This is a genomic window from Cellulomonas oligotrophica (assembly GCF_013409875.1).
Classification (GTDB): Bacteria; Actinomycetota; Actinomycetes; order Actinomycetales; family Cellulomonadaceae; genus Cellulomonas; species Cellulomonas oligotrophica.
Genome location: NZ_JACCBK010000001.1, coordinates 177,134 through 196,141, shown reverse-complemented (window position 1 = coordinate 196,141; position 19,008 = coordinate 177,134). Strand labels below are relative to the sequence as shown.

15 protein-coding genes are annotated in these 19,008 nt (G+C 76.0%); 9 read left to right on the top strand and 6 right to left on the bottom strand.

The features are described 5' to 3' along the window. Window positions 1-7 precede the first annotated feature (7 nt). From BKA21_RS00880 to BKA21_RS00870, 3 genes are all read right to left on the bottom strand, one after another. Entirely contained in the window at window positions 8-1,414 is a 1,407-nt protein-coding gene (locus BKA21_RS00880; RefSeq protein WP_140459047.1) for an MFS transporter, read from the bottom strand. Between the two features lie 226 nt (window positions 1,415-1,640). Further along, complete coding sequence (locus BKA21_RS00875; protein ID WP_140459048.1) at window positions 1,641-4,310, bottom strand: multicopper oxidase domain-containing protein; 2,670 nt, start codon at window positions 4,308-4,310, stop codon at window positions 1,641-1,643. Continuing rightward, a complete protein-coding gene (locus BKA21_RS00870; protein ID WP_239072775.1) occupies window positions 4,307-5,488 on the bottom strand; it encodes a DUF8744 domain-containing protein in 1,182 nt (393 codons plus the stop codon). The genes BKA21_RS00875 and BKA21_RS00870 overlap by 4 nt, the downstream gene beginning before the upstream one ends. Window positions 5,489-5,560: 72 nt before the next feature. Between BKA21_RS00870 and BKA21_RS00865 the strand changes: the two genes are divergently transcribed. From BKA21_RS00865 to BKA21_RS00825, 9 genes are all read left to right on the top strand, one after another. Continuing rightward, entirely contained in the window at window positions 5,561-6,349 is a 789-nt protein-coding gene (locus BKA21_RS00865) for a helix-turn-helix transcriptional regulator (RefSeq protein ID WP_239072774.1), read from the top strand. Beyond that, window positions 6,346-6,651: a DUF2249 domain-containing protein gene (locus BKA21_RS00860; RefSeq protein WP_140459049.1), complete on the top strand. Its 306-nt coding sequence runs from the start codon at window positions 6,346-6,348 to the stop codon at window positions 6,649-6,651. The genes BKA21_RS00865 and BKA21_RS00860 overlap by 4 nt, the downstream gene beginning before the upstream one ends. Window positions 6,652-6,788: 137 nt before the next feature. After that, window positions 6,789-8,093: an MFS transporter gene (locus tag BKA21_RS00855; protein WP_179625291.1), complete on the top strand. Its 1,305-nt coding sequence runs from the start codon at window positions 6,789-6,791 to the stop codon at window positions 8,091-8,093. A 67-nt stretch (window positions 8,094-8,160) separates the two neighbouring features. Beyond that, window positions 8,161-11,883: a nitrate reductase subunit alpha gene (locus BKA21_RS00850; protein WP_140459050.1), complete on the top strand. Its 3,723-nt coding sequence runs from the start codon at window positions 8,161-8,163 to the stop codon at window positions 11,881-11,883. Between the two features lie 64 nt (window positions 11,884-11,947). After that, entirely contained in the window at window positions 11,948-13,630 is a 1,683-nt protein-coding gene (gene narH / locus BKA21_RS00845; protein WP_140459051.1) for a nitrate reductase subunit beta, read from the top strand. Next, entirely contained in the window at window positions 13,627-14,307 is a 681-nt protein-coding gene (gene narJ / locus BKA21_RS00840) for a nitrate reductase molybdenum cofactor assembly chaperone (protein WP_140459052.1), read from the top strand. The genes narH and narJ overlap by 4 nt, the downstream gene beginning before the upstream one ends. Continuing rightward, entirely contained in the window at window positions 14,304-15,059 is a 756-nt protein-coding gene (gene narI, locus BKA21_RS00835; protein ID WP_140459053.1) for a respiratory nitrate reductase subunit gamma, read from the top strand. Before narJ ends, narI begins: the two co-directional genes overlap by 4 nt. A 38-nt stretch (window positions 15,060-15,097) precedes the next feature. After that, window positions 15,098-15,439, top strand: coding sequence for a cupin domain-containing protein (locus BKA21_RS00830; RefSeq protein WP_140459054.1), 342 nt, complete (start codon window positions 15,098-15,100; stop codon window positions 15,437-15,439). Then, window positions 15,436-16,671 (top strand): ThiF family adenylyltransferase, encoded by a 1,236-nt coding sequence (locus BKA21_RS00825; RefSeq protein WP_140459055.1) that lies wholly within the window; start codon window positions 15,436-15,438, stop codon window positions 16,669-16,671. The genes BKA21_RS00830 and BKA21_RS00825 overlap by 4 nt, the downstream gene beginning before the upstream one ends. A 49-nt stretch (window positions 16,672-16,720) precedes the next feature. On the opposite strand, the gene BKA21_RS00820 is transcribed toward BKA21_RS00825, so the two are convergent. The 3 genes from BKA21_RS00820 to BKA21_RS00810 are packed head-to-tail and all read right to left on the bottom strand — an operon-like array spanning window position 16,721 to window position 18,967. Next, window positions 16,721-17,248, bottom strand: coding sequence for a MogA/MoaB family molybdenum cofactor biosynthesis protein (locus BKA21_RS00820; RefSeq protein ID WP_239072773.1), 528 nt, complete (start codon window positions 17,246-17,248; stop codon window positions 16,721-16,723). Next, window positions 17,241-17,723 (bottom strand): cyclic pyranopterin monophosphate synthase MoaC, encoded by a 483-nt coding sequence (moaC, locus tag BKA21_RS00815; protein ID WP_140459056.1) that lies wholly within the window; start codon window positions 17,721-17,723, stop codon window positions 17,241-17,243. The genes BKA21_RS00820 and moaC overlap by 8 nt, the downstream gene beginning before the upstream one ends. Continuing rightward, window positions 17,720-18,967 carry a molybdopterin molybdotransferase MoeA gene (locus tag BKA21_RS00810; RefSeq protein ID WP_140459057.1) on the bottom strand — a complete coding sequence of 416 codons (1,248 nt, stop codon included), beginning with the start codon at window positions 18,965-18,967 and terminating at the stop codon, window positions 17,720-17,722. The genes moaC and BKA21_RS00810 overlap by 4 nt, the downstream gene beginning before the upstream one ends. Between the last annotated feature and the right edge of the window lie 41 nt (window positions 18,968-19,008).

Here is a 19,008-nt window from a genome sequence, read left to right as displayed (position 1 = left end):
ACCGGGCTCAGATGACCGTCGTCCCGAAGGACGACCCGCGGCGGCCGTACACGGCCCACGTGGTGGTCGCCATGACCGCGTAGAGGGCCACGATCACCCAGAGCGCGGACTCGATGGTGCCGGTCGCGGTCGTGGAGACGGCGAACCCGCGCGGGATGAGGAAGCCGCCGACCGCGCCGACGGCACCGGCGATGCCGATGCACCCGGCCGCGGCCTTGGCGCGGCGCCCGCGGTCCGCGTCGTCGGTGGCACCGAACCGGAACACCGCGGGGATCATGCGGTAGACCGAGCCGTTGCCGGCGCCCGTCGCCATGAAGAGCACGAGGAACGAGCCGAAGAAGAGCCCGAACGCGCCGGACCGGAGCGCGAAGATCGCCGAGACCGTGCCGGCGGCCATCACCGCGAACGAGGCGACGGTGACGCGCGCACCGCCGAACCGGTCGGCCAGGGCGCCGCCGGCCGGTCGGGCGACGGACCCGACGAGGGCGCCGAGGAACGCGATCGACAGCGTGACCTCGGGGAACTGGTTCTTCAGCAGCGTCGGGAAGGCCCCGGAGAAGCCGATGAACGAGCCGAACGTGCCGATGTAGACGAACGAGATGATCCACGTGTGCCGTGCCCGTGCCGCGGCGCCGTAGGAGCGGGGGTCGGCCTTCGCGTTCGACAGGTTGTCCATGAACCGCCACGCGAGCACGGCGGCGACGAGGGCCAGCGGCACGAACATCAGCCCCGCGCGCTCGAGCTGCAGGCCGGCCCCCGCGACGATGACGAGCGGCACGGCGAGCTGCACGGCGGCGGTGCCGATGTTGCCGCCCGCGGCGTTCAGGCCCAGGGCCCGGCCCTTCTCCCGCTCGGGGTAGAAGAACGAGATGTTCGCCATCGACGACGCGAAGTTGCCGCCGCCGACGCCGGCGAGCGCGGCGACCGCGAGCAGCACGCCGAACGACAGGTCGGGGCGCTGCACGGCCCACGCCAGGGCACCGGCGGGCGCGAGCAGCAGCAGCGCGGAGATCACGGTCCAGTTGCGGCCGCCGAACACGGGCACGGCGAACGTGTAGGGGATGCGCAGCGTGGCGCCGACGAGGCTGGGCACGGCGATGAGCCAGAACATCTGGTCGGCGGTGAGGTCGAACCCGGCGGCGGGCAGCTGCGGCACGACGATGCTCCACAGGGCCCACACGGCGAACCCGAGGAACTCCGCGAAGATCGACATCACGAGGTTGCGCCGGGCGATCGCGCGACCGGCGGACTCCCACTGCTCGGCGTTCTCGGGGTCCCACCCGTCGATCCACCGGCCGCGGCGGACCGTCAGGCCGCCCGTGGTGCCTGTGGTGGTCGTGGTGGTCGCGCTGGTGGTGTCCGTGGTGGTGCTGGGGGGCGGTGCGTCCGCCGAGGTCGAGGTCGTCTGCGTCACGGGAGCCTCCGGGCGTCGTGCGTCCCGGGCGCGGTCGCGCACGGGTGGGGCGTCCGGCCGTGGGCCGTGGGCCCGGGCCTGCTGGGGCGTCGCCGCGTGGTGCCGGCGTGCCCCCGACGCTAGGGAGCCCGTGTTTCGCCCGGTGACGACCGCGCGTAACCCCCCGCGAACGTTTCCCGCACACCCGCCGCGGACGCGCTGTGAGGTCCGCCGCGGGGCACCCGGCTCAGGGGTCGGTGACGAGGAACCGGCCCAGTGCCCCGCGCTCCGCGTCGCCCATGACGTGCGTGACGAACGGGTACGTGCCGGCCTCGGGGAACGTCAGCTCGACGAAGCCGCCCTCGGCCGCGCCGAGCGCGAGGACCTGGGCCCCGCCGGTGCCCGTGGAGCCGCCGTCGCGCAGGGTCCAGTCGCCCTCGCGGTAGACCGTGTCGAACTGGCCGCCGACGACGTGGAACGACGAGGACCGGTTCGGCCCGGCGTCGAGCACCCAGACCCGGACGCGGTCGCCGGTCGACACCTCGAGCGGGCGGTCGCGGTACTGGTGGGCGTACCCGTTGAACACGACGAGCGTGGGGTCGCCCGCCGCGAGCGCCGCCTCGTCGGCGAGGCCGCCCTGCGCGCCGAGGTACAGCTCGTGCTGGACCAGCACGTACTCGTGGTCGACGGGCGGCAGGCCGGGCGGGTCGACGACGACGGCCCCGAGCATGCCGTTGGCGATGTGCAGGCTCATCGGCATGGTCGAGCAGTGGTACATCCAGATGCCGCTGCGGGTGGCCGTGAACGTGTAGGTCAGGCGCTCGCCGGGGGCGATCGTGCGCATGACGTCGTCGGGGGCGAGCGCGCCGGCGTGGAGGTCGACCGAGTGCCCGATCGTGCCGTCGTTGACGAGGGTGACGACGAACGTGTCGCCGACGCGCCCGTGCAGCACGGGCCCCGGTGCCGTACCGCCGAACGTCCACGCGGTGCGCGTGACCCCGGGGGCGACCTCCTGGACCGTCTCGGTGACGCGGAGCGTGACGCGGTGCGTGGTCGAGCCGTCGACCGGCGCCAGCGCCGGGTCGCGTGCGACGAACCCGGCGCCGGGTCGGGCCATGAGGTCGAGCAGGTCGGCGGCGGGCACGTCGTCGGACGTGCCGGTGCCCTCCCCGGCGTGGCCCGCGTGCCCCGCGGTCGCGTCGTCGGTGGCGGCCGCGGCCGGGGTCGCGGGTGCTCCGACGGCGACGACGTCGAGGGTCATGCCCATGAGGCGGTGCCCGGCCACCGAGCACCAGCCGGCCAGGTCCGCGCCGACCACGCCGACGTCGACGGTGGCGGTCTGCCCGGGCGCGAGACGACCCGACGTCGCACCGCCGTCGAGGACGAGGTCGTGCACGCCCGCGTCGACGTTCGTGACCCGCAGGACGAGGCGGTCGCCGGCGGGGACCTCGACCCGGTCGGGGACGAACCGCATCTCGTGCGCCTCGACGTCGACGGTGGTGGTGCGCCCGGTCGCGGCCCCGTCCGCCGCGGCGGCCTGCGCCGTCGTGGTCGTCACCCGGGTGAGGCCAGCCGCGACGGGGTCGCCGGCCGCGGCGACGGCGACGGTCACGAGCAGGACCCCGGCGGCCAGGCTGGCGGCACCGCGCCGCCGGGCGCGCTGCACGGCGCGGGCCACCGGGTCCGGCGGCGCCGACCGCGCGGCCACGGGTGGCACGGCCGGGGCGGGAACGGCCCGCCGGGCCACGAGCACGGCGCGGACCACGAGCACGAGGAACCACGCGCCCGTGACCAGCGCGAGCACCGACGCGGCCACGCGCACGAGGCTCGGGGCGGGCAGGACGAAGACGACGAGGGCACCGTTGAGCAGGACGACGCGGACGACGCCCGCACGGTCGAGCTCGGCCGCGACGGCCCGTGCGACGGCCGGCCCGCCGCCGAGGACCACGGGCAGCAGGTAGGCCAGCGCCCCGCCGAGCACCTGCGCGGCGAACCCGGCCACCGTGGCGGGGGCGAGTGCGGACAGCCGCGGGACGACGGCCTGCCAGTCGGGTGCGGACGCGACGACCACGCCGAGCGCGAGCACCGACGCGCCCCACCAGACGACCGCCGCCCCGACGCTGCCCGCGGCGAAGGTCACCGGGGGTGCGCCGCGCGCCTGCCGGACGAGCACCCGGGCGACGAGCCCGACGCCGACCATCACCACGCCCACGCCGACGCAGGTGACCGCGCGCACCCCGACGGCGGGGCCCGCGGCGGCGACGAGGACGCCGCCGACGAGGAGCTGCAGGGACCGCACGGCGGTGCGCTCGGCGACCTCGTCGATGCGGGTGTGCAGGATCGTCGGCCACAGCACGACGAGCGTGCCGGCGACGGTGACCCCGACCCAGCCGAGCAGCGTCAGCACCACGTGCGCGACGTACCACCGGGCGTAGTCCGCGGGCGCGGGCCCCGCGGCGGCCATCGCGACGCCGCACGCGACGCCCGGCACGAGCAGCGCGCCCGCGGCGACGTAGGCGCGCACGAGGTGTCCGAACCGGGACGGCAGGGCACCGCGGCGCTGCCGGCGGATCCCGACGACCTGGGCCACGGCGGCGGCGGCCACGGCGAGCGCACCCGCCACGAGCACGGCGGGCCGGGCGGTGAGGTGCCCGGCGACGACCGCGAGCGCCCCGGCGGTGTGCAGCGCGAGGCGCACGGCGAGCGCGCGCGGCGGCGCGGGGTGGCGCAGCAGAGTGTCGGCGAAGTGCTGGCTCCACACGAGGATCGCGGTGCTGACCGCGCCGAGCAGCGGCAGGTGCACGAGCACCCAGCCCGGCTCGGGCAGCACGCGGTGGACGAGGGTGGCGGCGGCCGCGGCGACGAGCCAGGCCAGGACGAGGGCGTTGGCGCGCAGGTGGCGCGAGGCCCGGTTCATCGCGGGCCGCCCGGGGCGAGGGCGACGGCGGCCGCGGGGGTGGCCGTGGGCGTCGTGGCCGGCGTGCGGCCCGGCACCCGGCCCGGCGGCGGGGCGGCGTCCGGCCCGCGCAGGACGCTGCCGGCCGCGAGCACGACGAAGGCGAGCACGGCGACGACGTTGCCGACCCCGCCGACCTGCACGACGACGTCGAGGCCGCGCGCGTCCCCCACGAGCACCCGCAGCGCCAGCGTCAGGTGCAGCAGTGCGAGCGGCACGTGCAGGACGGGCCGGTACGGCAGGGGGCGGCGCAGCACGGCGGGCAGGATCACCGGCGCGTGGGCCATGACCATGGACGTCACGAACCCGAGGAAGACGGCGTGCAGGGCGGCGTCGTAGGCGGGGCCGGCCAGGACGGGCCCGGCGACCAGCCACAGCGCGCCGGCCACCGCGAGCCAGCCGTACCCCGCGAGCATGGCCAGGGCCATGAACCGCGGCAGCCCGGTGCCGCGGACGGTGCGGCGGGCCACGTCGTGCCGCACGAGGACGGCGACGAGCCCCAGCACGACCGCGCCCAGGGCGGTCCACCCGACCGTGGGCACGGCGAGGGCGAGGGCGGCGGCGAGGGTCCAGCCGAGACCGAGCGCCCAGACGGCGTCCTCGACGCGCTCCCCGGGGGCGGCGACGCGCAGCAGCTCGAGGCGCTCACCGGCGACGGTGAGCACGAGGAACCCGGTGAGGCAGGGCACGAGGTGCGGCACGGCGGAGCCCGCGAGCCACAGCAGGGCGGCGGTGAGCGCGTGGACGGCGCCGAGCCCCTGCACGGCGAGCGCGGCGGAGCCCTGGCGCCGCCACACGACCCCGTAGACGGCGACGAGCCCGGCCGCACCGGCGACGAGGGCGCCCTGCCCGACCGTGAGCGGGAGGGGCGTGAGCAGCGCGAGGCCGCCGAGGCCCAGCAGCGCGGGGGCGGCGAGGGCCGTCCGGCGTCGCACCGCGACGGCGCGCTCGAGCGCGACGAGGGTGCCGACGAACCCGAGCACCATGAGCGGCCCGTGCACGTCGGCCCAGCGCTCCACCCGCACGGGGGCGGGCAGCCCGAGCAGCAGGAGGGCGGCGTCCAGCCCGGCGAGCAGCGCGAGGGCCGCGGGGGCGAGGAGCACCACGTGCCGCGGGACCCTGGTCCCAGTCTTTTCCACGGCACGACGGTATTTAATGACGACGACGCCACGCGCGGGACCTGGGTCCCGGACGCACCACGGGAGGCTGACGTGACCGACGACCCGCCCGACGACCTGACCGACGACGACCCCGACGACGACCCCGGCCGGGTCCGGCGCACCCCCGCCGCCCGGGTGCTCGCCGCACCCAGCCGCGTCGAGCTGCTGCACGTGCTCCAGGACGAGGGTCCGAGCACGACCGCCGCGCTCGCGAGCCGCACCGGGCTGCACGAGAACACGGTGCGCGAGCACCTCCAGCGCCTGGTCGACGCGCGGTTCGTGGTCCGCGAGACCGAGCGCCGCACCACCCGCGGCCGCCCGCGCAGCGTGTACCGCGCGACGACCCGTGACGACGTGCGCACCGACCCGGGGGCCGCCCGGCACCTGGCCGAGTCCGTGGCGCGCGCCCGGCTCACCAGCGTCCTGCTCGACGGCTACGGCACCGGCGTCGGCGACGTCGCGTCCGCGGCACGCCGGGCGGGCCGGGCGATGGTCGGCGACCTGCCGGACCTGCCGGCGGGCGAGGCCGACCAGGTGCTCGCGCTCGAGGCGCACCTGGACCGGCTGGGCTTCGACCCCGTCCTCGACGCCGACCGCACCGCGTTCGACCTGTGGCGCTGCCCCTTCCTCGACCTGGCGCGCGCCCGGCCCGAGGTCGTGTGCAGCGTGCACCTCGGCCTCGCTCAGGGCGTGCTCGAGCAGGTCGGCGGCCCCGTGCGGGCCGACCGTCTCGTGCCGTTCGTCGGGCCCCGGCGCTGCACGCTCCACCTGTCCGGCGCGTCCCGCCGGCCCGCCGCCCCGCACGCCGCCCGGCGCGCACCCACCGAAGGAGAGCCATGAACCAGCCCGTCGAGATCCTGCCCGCCGCACCCGAGCCCGCCGGCCGCACCTGCGGGTGCGGCGGCCACGACGAGGCCGACCCCGTGCTCGACGTGCGCACCATCCCGCACGCGATCCGGCACGCCGCGGTCTTCGGCGCGTTCGACGCGATCGCGCCGGGCGGGTCGCTCGTGATCGTGGCGCCGCACGCGCCGCTGCCGCTGCTCGCCCAGCTCGCCGAGCGCGCGCCGGTCGACGTCGAGCACCTCGTCGAGGGCCCGGAGGCCTGGCACGTGCGCGTGACGCGCCGCGCCGGGGCCTGACCGCGACGGCCGGTCCCGGTGCCCGGGACCGGCCGCGATTTTGCACGGTCGTCCGAGTCGCCCCGCCTTGGGCGAACCGGCAGAGTGACGAGCAGGAGGCCGCCGGACGGCCGCGCACGACCACGAAGGAGTGTTCGATGACGAGCACCACCCTGGCCCCGGACCTGTCGAACTGGGACCCCGAGGACCCGCAGAGGTGGGACCGGCGCCTCGCGTGGCGCACGCTGTGGGTCACCACCTACAACCTCACGCTCGCGTTCGCCGTCTGGTACCTGGTGAGCGCGATCGCCCCCCGGCTCACGGCCGTGGGCTTCGACCTGACCACCGCGCAGCTGTACTGGCTCGTGGCCCTGCCCGGGCTCGCGGGCGGCATCATGCGGCTGATCTTCATGTTCCTGCCGCCGGTGGTCGGCACGAAGACCCTCGTCGGCGGCTCCGCCACGCTGCTGCTGCTGCCGATGGTCGGGTGGACGCTCGCCGTGCGCGACACCACGACGTCGTACCCGATGCTCCTGCTGCTCGCGCTGGCGTGCGGGATCGGCGGCGGGGCGTTCGCCGGGTTCATGCCCTCGACCAGCTACTTCTTCCCCCGGTCGATGTCGGGGACGGCCCTGGGCCTGCAGGCCGGCATCGGCAACTTCGGGGTCAGCCTCATCCAGTTCCTCGTGCCGTGGGTCGTGGGCTTCGGGCTGCTCGGCACCGCCGTCCTCACCCCGCAGCAGACCGTCGAGGGCGGCGACCTGTGGCTGCACAACGCGGGGCTGGTGCTGATCCCGTGGGTGGTGCTGGGCATCGTGCTGGCGGCGGTGCTGCTGCGCCGCGTGCCGGTCACCGCGAACCTGCGCCAGCAGCTCGACATCTTCCGCGAGCGCCACACCTGGTACATGACCGCGATCTACACGATGACGTTCGGGGCGTTCTCCGGGTTCGCCGCCCAGCTCGGGCTGCTGGTCAACCAGGTGTACGGCGGGTTCGCCGACGCTCCCGACCCGTTGCGGTACGCGTTCCTCGGCCCGCTCCTCGGCTCGATCACCCGGGCCGCGTGGGGTCCGCTGTGCGACCGGTTCGGCGGAGCGGTGTGGACGTTCGTCGCAGGTCTGGGCATGACCGCCTCCACGGTGGTCGCGACGCTGTTCCTCACCCCGTCGGACGTCGGGGAGTTCACGTGGTTCCTCGTCGCGATGCTCGCGCTGTTCACGTTCGCGGGCATCGGCAACGCCGGCACGTTCAAGCAGATGCCCATGATCTTCCCGCGCCGCCAGGCCGGCGGCGTCATCGGGTTCACGTCCGCGATCGCCGCGTTCGGGCCCTTCCTGGTCGGCATGGCCCTGTCGGTGTGGACGCCGGTGGCGTTCTTCGTCGGCGCGGCCGCGTACTTCGCCGGCTGCACCGTCCTGGCCTGGCTCCAGTACGCCCGGCCCGGCGCACCCCGTCCCAGCTGACCGCGCCACCCCGACCGGCGCCCGGCCACCCACCGGGTCGTCCCGCACCCGCCCCACGGGAGGTCCGATGACCACCACCAGCCCCCGGCCCGGCACGTCCGCCGCCGACGCCCTCGTCCGGCTGGGCTCGCGCCTGCGCCGCGGCGAGGTCTCGCCCGACCTGCGCAGCCTGTTCCTCGAGGGCGGGCGCGAGGGCGACGTGTTCTACCGGGACCGGTGGAGCCACGACAAGGTCGTGCGCTCCACCCACGGCGTCAACTGCACGGGCTCGTGCTCGTGGAAGGTGTACGTCAAGGACGGCATCATCACCTGGGAGACGCAGCAGACCGACTACCCGTCGGTGGGCCCCGACTCCCCGGAGTACGAGCCGCGGGGCTGCCCGCGCGGTGCGGCGTTCTCCTGGTACACGTACTCCCCCACACGCATCCGCTACCCGTACGTGCGGGGCGCCCTGCTGCGCGCGTACCGCGAGGCGAAGGCCCGCACCGGCGACCCCGTCGAGGCGTGGAGGGCCGTGACGTCCGACCCCGACCCCGCGTACAAGCGGGCCCGCGGCAAGGGCGGCCTGGTGCGCGCGTCGTGGGACGAGGCCGCGGAGATCGTCGCGGCGGCGCACGTGCACACCATCGAGGAGTACGGGCCGGACCGGGTCGCGGGCTTCTCGCCCATCCCGGCGATGTCGATGGTCTCTCACGGCGCCGGGGCCAGGTTCGTCTCCATGCTCGGCGGCACCATGCTCTCGTTCTACGACTGGTACGCCGACCTGCCGGTGGCCTCCCCGCAGGTGTTCGGCGACCAGACCGACGTGCCGGAGTCCGCCGACTGGTGGAACGCGGCGTACCTCGTCATGTGGGGCTCCAACGTGCCGGTGACGCGCACGCCCGACGCGCACTTCATGGCCGAGGCGCGCTACCGCGGGCAGAAGGTCGTCACCGTCAGCCCCGACTACGCCGACAACACGAAGTTCGCCGACGAGTGGCTCGCCCCGCACCCCGGCACGGACGGCGCCCTGGCCATGGCCATGGGGCACGTGGTGCTGCGCGAGTTCCTCGTCGAGCGGCGCACCCCCCGGTTCGTGGACTACCTGCGCCGCTTCACCGACGCCCCGCACCTGGTCCGGCTGGTGCCCCGCGGCGACGCGTACGTCCCCGACAAGTTCCTCACGGGCGACCGGCTGCCCGCACCGTCGGCCGACCGCGACGCGGCCTTCCAGACCGTGGTCCTCGACGAGGAGGGCACCCCCGTGGTCCCGCAGGGCACCCTGGGGCACCGGTTCGACCCGGCGAAGGCCGGGACGTGGAACCTGCTGCTGGGCGACGTCGAGCCGCAGCTGTCGGTCGCCGACCTCGGCACGTGGGACGGCGCGGCGGTCGCGGTCGACCTGCCGCGCTTCGACGTCGCGCCCGACGCCGGCCACGAGCACGAGGGCGGCGCCGGCGTCGTGCGCCGCGGCGTGCCCGTGCACCGCGTCGGCGACCACCTCGTCACCACCGTGTTCGACCTGCTCCTGGCCCAGTACGGGGTCGGCCGCGACGGCCTGCCGGGCACCTGGCCCACCGGGTACGACGACGCGTCGACCCCCGGGACGCCCGCGTGGCAGGAGGAGATCACGTCGGTGCCGGCCTCCACGGCGGCCCGCATCGGGCGCGAGTTCGCCCAGAACGCCGAGGACTCCGGCGGGCGGTCGATGATCCTCATGGGCGCCGGCACCAACCACTGGTTCCACTCCGACACGATCTACCGCACGTTCCTCGCACTGGTGCACATGACGGGCTGCCAGGGCGTCAACGGCGGCGGCTGGGCGCACTACGTCGGGCAGGAGAAGTGCCGGCCCGTCACCGGGTGGGCGCAGTACGCGTTCGGCCTGGACTGGGCCCGGCCGCCGCGGCAGATGATCGGCACCGCCTTCTGGTACCTGGCCACCGACCAGTGGCGGTACGACGGGCTGCCCGCCGACGCGCTCGCCTCGCCGCTCGCGCGGGGCACGTTCGCCGACCGCACCACGGCCGACTGCCTCGTGGAGTCCGCGCAGCGCGGCTGGATGCCCTCGTACCCCACGTTCGACCGCAACCCCCTGGACCTGGCCGACGAGGCCGCCGCGGCGGGCGTCGAGCCGGCCGCGCACGTCGTCGCCGAGCTCGAGGCGGGACGGCTGGGCTGGGCGTGCCAGGACCCGGACGACCCCCGCAACTTCCCGCGCGTGCTCAACGTGTGGCGCGCCAACATCCTCGGGTCCTCGGGCAAGGGCAACGAGTACTTCCTGCGGCACCTGCTCGGCACCGACAGCGCGGTCCGGGCGGAGGAGGCCGCGCCCGACCGCCGGCCCCGCACCATGACGTGGCGGGAGGAGGCGCCGCGCGGCAAGCTCGACCTGCTGGTCACGAGCGACTTCCGCATGACCTCGACGACGCTGTTCTCCGACGTGGTGCTGCCCGCGGCGACCTGGTACGAGAAGCACGACCTGTCGACGACGGACATGCACCCGTTCGTGCACTCGTTCAACCCGGCGATCTCCCCGCCGTGGCAGACCCGGACCGACTTCGACGTGTTCGCGACCCTCGCCCGCGAGGTCCAGCGCGTCGGCGGGCAGCGCCTGGGCGTGCGCCGCGACCTCGTCGCCGTCCCGCTCATGCACGACACCCCGGACGAGCTCGCGACCCCGCACGGCAGCGTCCCGGCGGCCGACCACCGGCCCGGGGTGACGATGCCCCGCCTCGTCGTCGTCGAGCGCGACTACACGAGCATCGGCGACCGGTGGGCCGCGCTCGGCCCGCTGACCGCGAGCGCCGGCATGGTCACCAAGGGCGTCGCGTTCTCCCCCGACCAGGAGGTCGCGGCCCTGGCCCGGACCAACGGGACCGTGGCCGCGGGGCCGGCGGCGGGCCGCCCGCGGCTCGACGAGGCCCGGCAGGTGTGCGAGACGATCCTCGCGCTGTCGGGCACGACCAACGGCCGTCTCGCGGTGCAGGGGTTCGAGCACGTCGAGGCCCGCACGGGCACGTCGCTGGCGGAGCTGGCGCGCGACCACGAGGGCGAGCGGATCCGGTTCGCGGACGTGCAGGCCCGCCCGGTGGCGGTGATCACCTCGCCCGAGTGGTCGGGCTCCGAGCACGGGGGCCGGCGGTACTCGGCGTTCACGATCAACGTCGAGCACCACAAGCCGTGGCACACGCTGACCGGCCGCCAGCACTTCTACCTCGACCACGACTGGATGACCGAGCTCGGCGAGGCGCTGCCGGTGTACCGGCCGCCGCTCGACCTGCACCGGCTGTTCGGGGACGCCCGCCCGGGGTCGACCGCGCCGACGGGCGCACCGGGGTCGGAGGGCCACGCGGAGGTCGCGGTGCGGTACCTGACGCCGCACTCGAAGTGGTCGATCCACTCCGAGTACCAGGACAACCTGTTCATGCTGTCGCTGTCGCGCGGCGGCCCGACGATCTGGATGTCGCCGCAGGACGCCGAGCGGATCGCGGTGCGCGACAACGACTGGGTCGAGGCGTACAACCGCAACGGCGTCGTCGTGGCCCGGGCGATCGTCTCGCACCGCATGCCCGCCGGGACCGTGTACATGTACCACGCCAAGGACCGGACGGTGGACGTGCCGCGGTCGGAGACGTCGGGGCTGCGCGGCGGCATCCACAACTCCCTGACGCGGGTGCTGCTCAAGCCCAGCCACCTCGTCGGCGGCTACGCCCAGCTGTCGTTCGCGTTCAACTACCTCGGGCCGACGGGCAACCAGCGCGACGAGGTCACCACGATCCGCCGCCGCTCGCAGGAGGTCGAGTACTGATGGCGGGTGCACCGAGCACGACGACCGGACCACGAGCCGCAGGACCGACCGCTGGGGGTGCCCGATGAGGGTCATGGCGCAGATGGCGATGGTGATGAACCTCGACAAGTGCATCGGGTGCCACACGTGCTCGGTGACCTGCAAGCAGGCGTGGACGAACCGCACGGGCGTGGAGTACGTGTGGTTCAACAACGTCGAGACCCGGCCAGGCGTGGGGTACCCGCGCACCTACCAGGACCAGGACCGGTGGCTGGGCGGGTGGGAGCGCACGCGGCGCGGGCGGCTGCGCCTGCGGGCCGGGGGGCGGCTGCGCAAGCTCACGCAGATCTTCTCCAACCCGACGCTGCCGAGCATCGACGACTACTACGAGCCGTGGACGTACGACTACGACGTGCTGCTGTCCTCGCCGCAGGGCGAGCACACACCGGTCGCGCGGCCGAAGTCGCTGATCACCGGCGAGGACATGCAGATCCGGTGGTCGGCCAACTGGGACGACAACCTCGGCGGCTCGGGCGAGACGATGGCCGACGACCCCGTGCTGGCGACGATGAGCACGCAGGTCAAGGCCGAGCTCGAGCAGGCGTTCATGTTCTACCTGCCGCGCATCTGCGAGCACTGCCTCAACCCGTCGTGCGTGGCGTCCTGCCCGTCGGGCGCGATGTACAAGCGCGTCGAGGACGGCATCGTCCTCGTCGACCAGGACCGCTGCCGCGGCTGGCGCATGTGCGTGACGGGCTGCCCGTACAAGAAGGTCTACTTCAACCACAAGACCGGCAAGGCCGAGAAGTGCACGCTGTGCTACCCGCGCCTGGAGGTCGGCCTGCCGACGGTGTGCTCCGAGACGTGCGTGGGGCGCCTGCGCTACCTCGGCCTCGTCCTGTACGACGAGGAGCGGGTGCTGGCGGCCGCGTCCGTCGAGGACCCGACCGCGCTGCTCGACGCGCAGCGGTCGGTGCTGCTGGACCCCCACGACCCGGAGGTCGTCGCGGCGGCACGCGCCGCCGGGATCCCCGACGACTGGGTCGAGGCCGCCCAGCGCTCTCCCGTGTGGCGCCTGATCAGCGAGTTCGAGGTCGCGCTGCCCCTGCACCCGGAGTACCGCACGATGCCGATGGTCTGGTACATCCCGCCGCTGTCGCCGGTCGTCGACGTGGTGCAGGGCACGGGCGCCGACGCCGAGGACGCACCGACGCTGTTCGCGGCGATCGACCGTCTGCGCATCCCCGTGGAGTACCTCGCGGGGCTGTTCACGGCGGGCGACGTCCGGCCCGTGCAGGACGTCCTGCAACGGCTCGCGGCGATGCGCGCGCACATGCGCAACGTCAACCTCGGCACCGAGCAGGACCCGCGGATCGCCGCGTCGGTCGGCATGACCGGCGACGAGGTCGAGCAGATGTACCGCCTGCTGGCGATCGCGAAGTACGAGGACCGGTACGTGATCCCCAGCGCCCACGCGGAGGTCGCGCGCGACCTGGAGGAGATCGCGTCGGGGTGCTCGCTCGACGGCGACGGCGGCCCCGGCATGGGGGGCGCCGGGCCGTTCGGCTCCTCGAGCGGGCGCCCCGTGCGCGCCAGCGTCGAGACGTTCCACGCGCTCGCGGACCGGCAGCGGGCCGACCGGCCGGCCGGCGGGGCGCCCGGGCGCGTCAACCTGCTCAACTGGGACGGCAACGGCACGGCGCCCGGGGTGTTCCCGCCCGCACCGGGTGAACCGGGCTACGGCGAGGGCCCGGAGGTCGGGCGGTGAGCCGCCGGGCCCCCGCGCTGCCGTTCCTCGACCCGGTGCCCGTGGACGCGGAGCAGCGGGCGACGACGCACATGGCCGCCGCCCTGCTGCTCGCCTACCCCGACGAGGGGCACGCCGACGTGCTGACCGGCGTGCGCGACGCCCTGCCGACCCTGCCGGCGGCGGTCCGCGGCGCGCTGGCGCGTCACGTCGACGCCGTCGAGGGGTGGGACCTCGCGCAGCGGCAGACCCACTACGTCGAGACGTTCGACCTGCGCCGCCGCTGCGCCCTGCACCTGTCGTACTACTCCGCGGGCGACACCCGCCGGCGTGGCATGGCGCTCGTGACGTTCGTCGAGGCGTTCCGCGCGTGCGGGTGGCAGCCGCCCGACGACGAGCTGCCCGACCACCTGCCCGCCGTGCTGGAGCTGTCGGCGCGCGACCGCGGCGAGATCCCCGCGCTGCTGCTCGGCGCGCACCGGGAGGGCGTGGAGGTGCTGCGCTCGGCGCTGCACGCCCTGACCAGCCCGTACGCGCACGTCCTGGACGCGGTGTGCCGCACGCTGCCGCCCGTGGACGCCCGCGCGGCGGCCCGGTTCGCCGACCTGGTCGCCGCCGGCCCGCCGCAGGAGACCGTCGGCCTGGCCTCTCCCCTGCTCCCCTTCCCCACCGTGCGACCCTCGGAGGTGCCGGCATGACCAGCACGGACGTCCTGCTGTGGGTCGCGGTCCCCTACGTCGCCGCGGCCGTGTTCGTCGTCGGGCACCTGTGGCGGTACCGGTACGACCAGTTCGGGTGGACGACCCGCTCGTCGCAGGTCTACGAGAACCGGCTGCTGCGCTGGGGGTCGCCGATGTTCCACGTCGGGATCCTCATGGTCGTCGGCGGCCACGTCGTGGGCCTGCTCGTGCCGCGCACCTGGCTGGAGGCCGTCGGCGTCACCGAGCACGCCTACCACCTGGGGGCGACCTGGCTCGGCACGGTCGCCGCGGTGCTGACCCTCGCGGGCCTGGCGATCCTGGTGTACCGACGCCGCACGGTCGGGCCGGTGTTCCTCGCGACGACCCGCAGCGACAAGCTCATGTACGTCGTGCTCGGCGCGACGCTGCTGCTCGGCACGGCCGCCACCGTGATGTTCCAGGTGCTCGGGGACGCGTACGACTACCGGGGGTCGATCGCGCCGTGGATGCGCGGCCTGCTCACCTTCCGCCCCGACGCCGGCCTCATGGCCGACGTGCCGCTGATGTTCCAGCTGCACGTGCTCAGCGCCCAGGTGCTCTTCGCGATCTGGCCGTTCACCCGGCTCGTGCACGTGTTCTCCGCCCCCGTGGGCTACCTGGTGCGGCCGTACGTGGTGTACCGCTCCCGCGACGACCGGCGCACGGGCTCACGCGCCGTGCGTCCCGGCTGGGAGCGGGTCGAACGACCCGGGGGCGCCCGCCGCCGCTGAGCGGCCGCCCCCGCCGCGACGCCTGAGAGGATCGACCCATGCCCGACCTGGAGGCCCTGTCCGCCACCCACCTCGAGCTCGCCCGGCACGACCCGCACGGGCGCAGCGCACGGCTCGTCGTGCACGACGGCGAGCTGCGGCAGACCGTGCTGGCCCTCGTCGCCGGTGCGCGGCTCGGCGAGCACGCGTCGCCGCCGGCGGCGAGCCTGCAGGCGCTGCGGGGCCGGGTGCGCGTCGAGGCCGCGGGCGAGCTGCAGCAGGAGGTCGCCGCGGGCGAGCTGGCGCTGCTCACGCACGAGCGGCACGCCGTGGTAGCGCTGGAGGACAGCGTGCTGCTGCTGACCACGGTCACCGGCGTCGCGGGCGGGTCGCACGGATGAGCGCCGCGCCCGCGGCCCGGCCCGGCCCCCTCGTCGCACCCGGTCCGGCGCTGACCGCGGCGCAGGTCGAGCGGTACGCCCGGCACCTCGCGCTCGACGAGGTCGGCGAGACGGGGCAGCGCCGCCTGCTGGCCGCCCGCGTGCTGGTCGTGGGGGCCGGCGGGCTCGGCTCCCCCGTGCTGCTGTACCTCGCCGCCGCGGGCGTGGGCACCCTGGGCGTGGTCGACGACGACGTGGTCGACGTGTCGAACCTCCAGCGGCAGGTGCTGCACGGCACCGCCGACGTGGGCCGGCGCAAGGTCGACTCCGCCGCCGACGCCGTCCGGGCGCTGGACCCCGCCCTCGACGTGCGCGTCCACCCCGTGCGGCTCGACGCGTCGACGGCCCGCGACGTGCTGGCCGGGTACGACCTGGTGGTGGACGGCTCGGACAACTTCGCCACCCGCTACCTGCTGAACGACGTCTGCGCCGAGCTCGGGCTGCCGTGGGTGTGGGGGTCGCTGCAGCGGGGGCACGCGCAGGTCGCGACGTTCTGGACGCGGCCCCCCGCGGGCGCGGGCGTGGACCTGCGCGACGTGTTCGGCGAGGCGCCGCCCGACGGCGCCGTGCCCTCGTGCGCGCAGGACGGCGTGCTGGGCGTGGTGTGCGCCGCGGCGGGCGCCGCGATGGCCATGGAGGTCGTCCGCCTCGTGTGCGGCACGGGCCGGTCCCTGCTCGGCCGGGTCGCGGTCCACGACGCGTTCGACGGCACGTGGCGGGACGTGCCCGTGCGCCGCGACCCGGCCCGCGCCGTGGCCGACCCCGTGGCCGACCCCGTGCCCGGCACCGCGCCCGGTCCCGCGCCCGGGACGGCCCGGGTCCCCGCGGCGCCCCCGGCCCCGCGGACCGCCGCGCCGGCGGCCCCCGCACGCACCATCGGGGCCGACGAGCTGGCCGCGATGCTCGCCGCCCGCGACGCCGGCACCCTGGCCCTCGACGTGGTCGACGTGCGGGACCGCACGGAGTTCGTGCACGGCTCCGTGCCCGGTGCGCGCCACGTCCCGCTGGAGGCGTTCGTGGACGGCTCCGCGCTGCTGGACGTGCCCGACGACCGGACCCTCGTCGTGGTCTGCCGGGTCGGCTCCCGGTCCGCCCACGCCGCGGCCCTGGCGCGCGCCGCCGGCGTGCGCGACGTGCACCACCTGCACGGCGGGCTGGCCGCGTGGCGGGCCGGGCGCACGGTCCGCGCGTGACCGCGCCGCGGGCCGCCCCCGTGCCACCGGCCCGCCGCGCGTCGCCGGCTCAGCCCGGGTGGTCGCCGCCGCCCAGCTGGCCCAGCGCGTGGGGCAGCACCCGGGTGAGCACGCGCAGCGCGTCCCGGCACGCACCGGGCGACCCCGCGACGTTCACCAGCAGCGTCCGCCCGGCCACGCCCGCGACGCCGCGCGAGAGCATCCCCGCGGCCACGCCCCGGGCCACGGCGTCCGCCCGCAGCGCCTCCGCGACGCCCGGCACCGACCGCTCGACGACCCGGGCGGTCACCTCGGGCGTCAGGTCCCGCGGGCCCAGACCGGTACCACCCGTCGTCAGCACCAGCGCGACCCCCGCGGCCACGGCCGCCCGCAGCACCTCCTCGACGGGCGCGCCGTCCGGGACGACCACGGGGTCGTCGACGCCCAGGCCGAGCGCCCGCAGGCCCTCGACGAGGACCGGGCCCGAGCGGTCCTCGTACACGCCCGCGGAGGCGCGGTCCGAGACCGTGACCACGAGGGCCCGCAGGCCGGCGCCGTCCGGGCCCGGGGGCGCGGCACCCGGTCCGGCGTCAGGCACGGCGCCACTCGCCGGAGCGGCCGCCGTCCTTGTGCTCGACCCGCAGGTCGGTCAGGTGCGCGCCCCGGTCGACGGCCTTGACCATGTCGACCAGCGTCAGCCCGGCCGCGGCGACGCACGTGAGGGCCTCCATCTCGACGCCCGTGCGGTCCGCGGTGCGCACGTGCGCGTCGATGTGCACGCCGTCGTCGACGACCTCGAGCTCGACCCGCACGCCGTGGATCGCCACGGGGTGGCACAGCGGCACCAGGTCGGGCGTGCGCTTGGCGGCCTGGATGCCCGCGATCCGCGCGACCGCGAGCGCGTCACCCTTGGGCACGCCCTCGCCGCGCAGGAGCGCCACGACCTGCGGCGTCGTCACCAGCCGGCCGGTGGCGCGGGCCGTGCGGACCGTGACCTCCTTGTCGGCGACGTCGACCATGTGCGCGGCACCGCGCGCGTCGACGTGCGTGAGGCGGGCGTCGGGGTCGGTCATGCGTCGTGCTCCCTCAGGTCGATCACGGTCACGGTCTGCCCGGGCGTCACGTGCGTCACGGGCTCGGGCAGGTCGATCAGCGCGTCGGCGGTGGCCAGCGCGCCCAGCAGGTGCGAGCCGGGCCCGCCGACGGCGGCGACGCGGGGCTCGGGGCCGGACAGGTCGAGCGCCCCGCGCAGGAGCTGGCGGCGCCCCTGCGGGGAGCGCACCTCCCCCACGAGCCGGGCGCGCAGCGTGCGCCGCCGGGTCCGCGACGCGCCGAGCATGTGCCGGACCAGCGGGCGCACGAAGACCTCGAACGAGACGAACGCGCTGACGGGGTTGCCGGGCAGCGCCACGACGGGCGTCCCGTCGGCGAGCCGCCCGGTGGCCTGCGGCCTGCCGGGCTGGACCCGCACGTGCACGAGCTCGGCGGCGCCGACGGCCGTCAGGGCGTCCCGCACCACGTCGTACGCGCCGACGGACACCCCGCCGGTCGTCACGACGAGGTCGGCCCGGGCCGCGAGCGCGGCGAGCGCGTCCTGGACGGCCCGCACGTCGTCGGGCACGACCACGACGTCGACGACCTCGGCGCCCGCGGCGCGCGCGGCGGCCGCGAGCTGGACGCCGTTGGACTCGTGGATCTGCCCGTGCGCGAGCGGCTGCCCGGCGGCGACGAGCTCGGAGCCGGTCGACACGACCGCGACGCGGGGGCGGCGGTGGACGTCGACGCGGGCGTGCCCGGTGGCGGCGAGCAGGCCGAGCGCCCCGGCGCCCAGCACGTCCCCCGCGCGCAGCAGCACCTGGCCGGCGCGCACGTCCTCCCCGCGCCGGCGCACGTGCGCCCCGGCGGCCACGACGTCGTCGACGCGGACCCGTCCGGTCCCGCCGTCGGTGCGCTCGACGGGCAGCACGGTGTCGGCGCCGGCGGGCAGGGGGGCGCCCGTCATGATCCGCACGGCCGCGCCGGCGGGCACGTGCACGGACCGGGTGTCCCCGGCGGGGACGTCGTCGGCGACGTCGAGCACGGCGCCCGCGACGAGGTCGGTGGCCCGCAGCGCGTACCCGTCCATGGCCGAGTTGTCCCACGGCGGCAGGTCCACGGTGCTCGCGACGTCCGTGGCGAGCGCGAGGCCGAGGGCGTCCGCCAGCGGGACCGCCTGCACGGGCGTCGGCCCGGCCAGCGCGAGCACGGCGGCCGCGTGCTCGTCGAGCGTGCGGACCGGGCGCGGCGGCACGGCGGCGTGCGGGGCGGCGTCGGGCATGGGCCCAACCTACTGCCGGGCCGGGGCCCGTCCCGCGGACG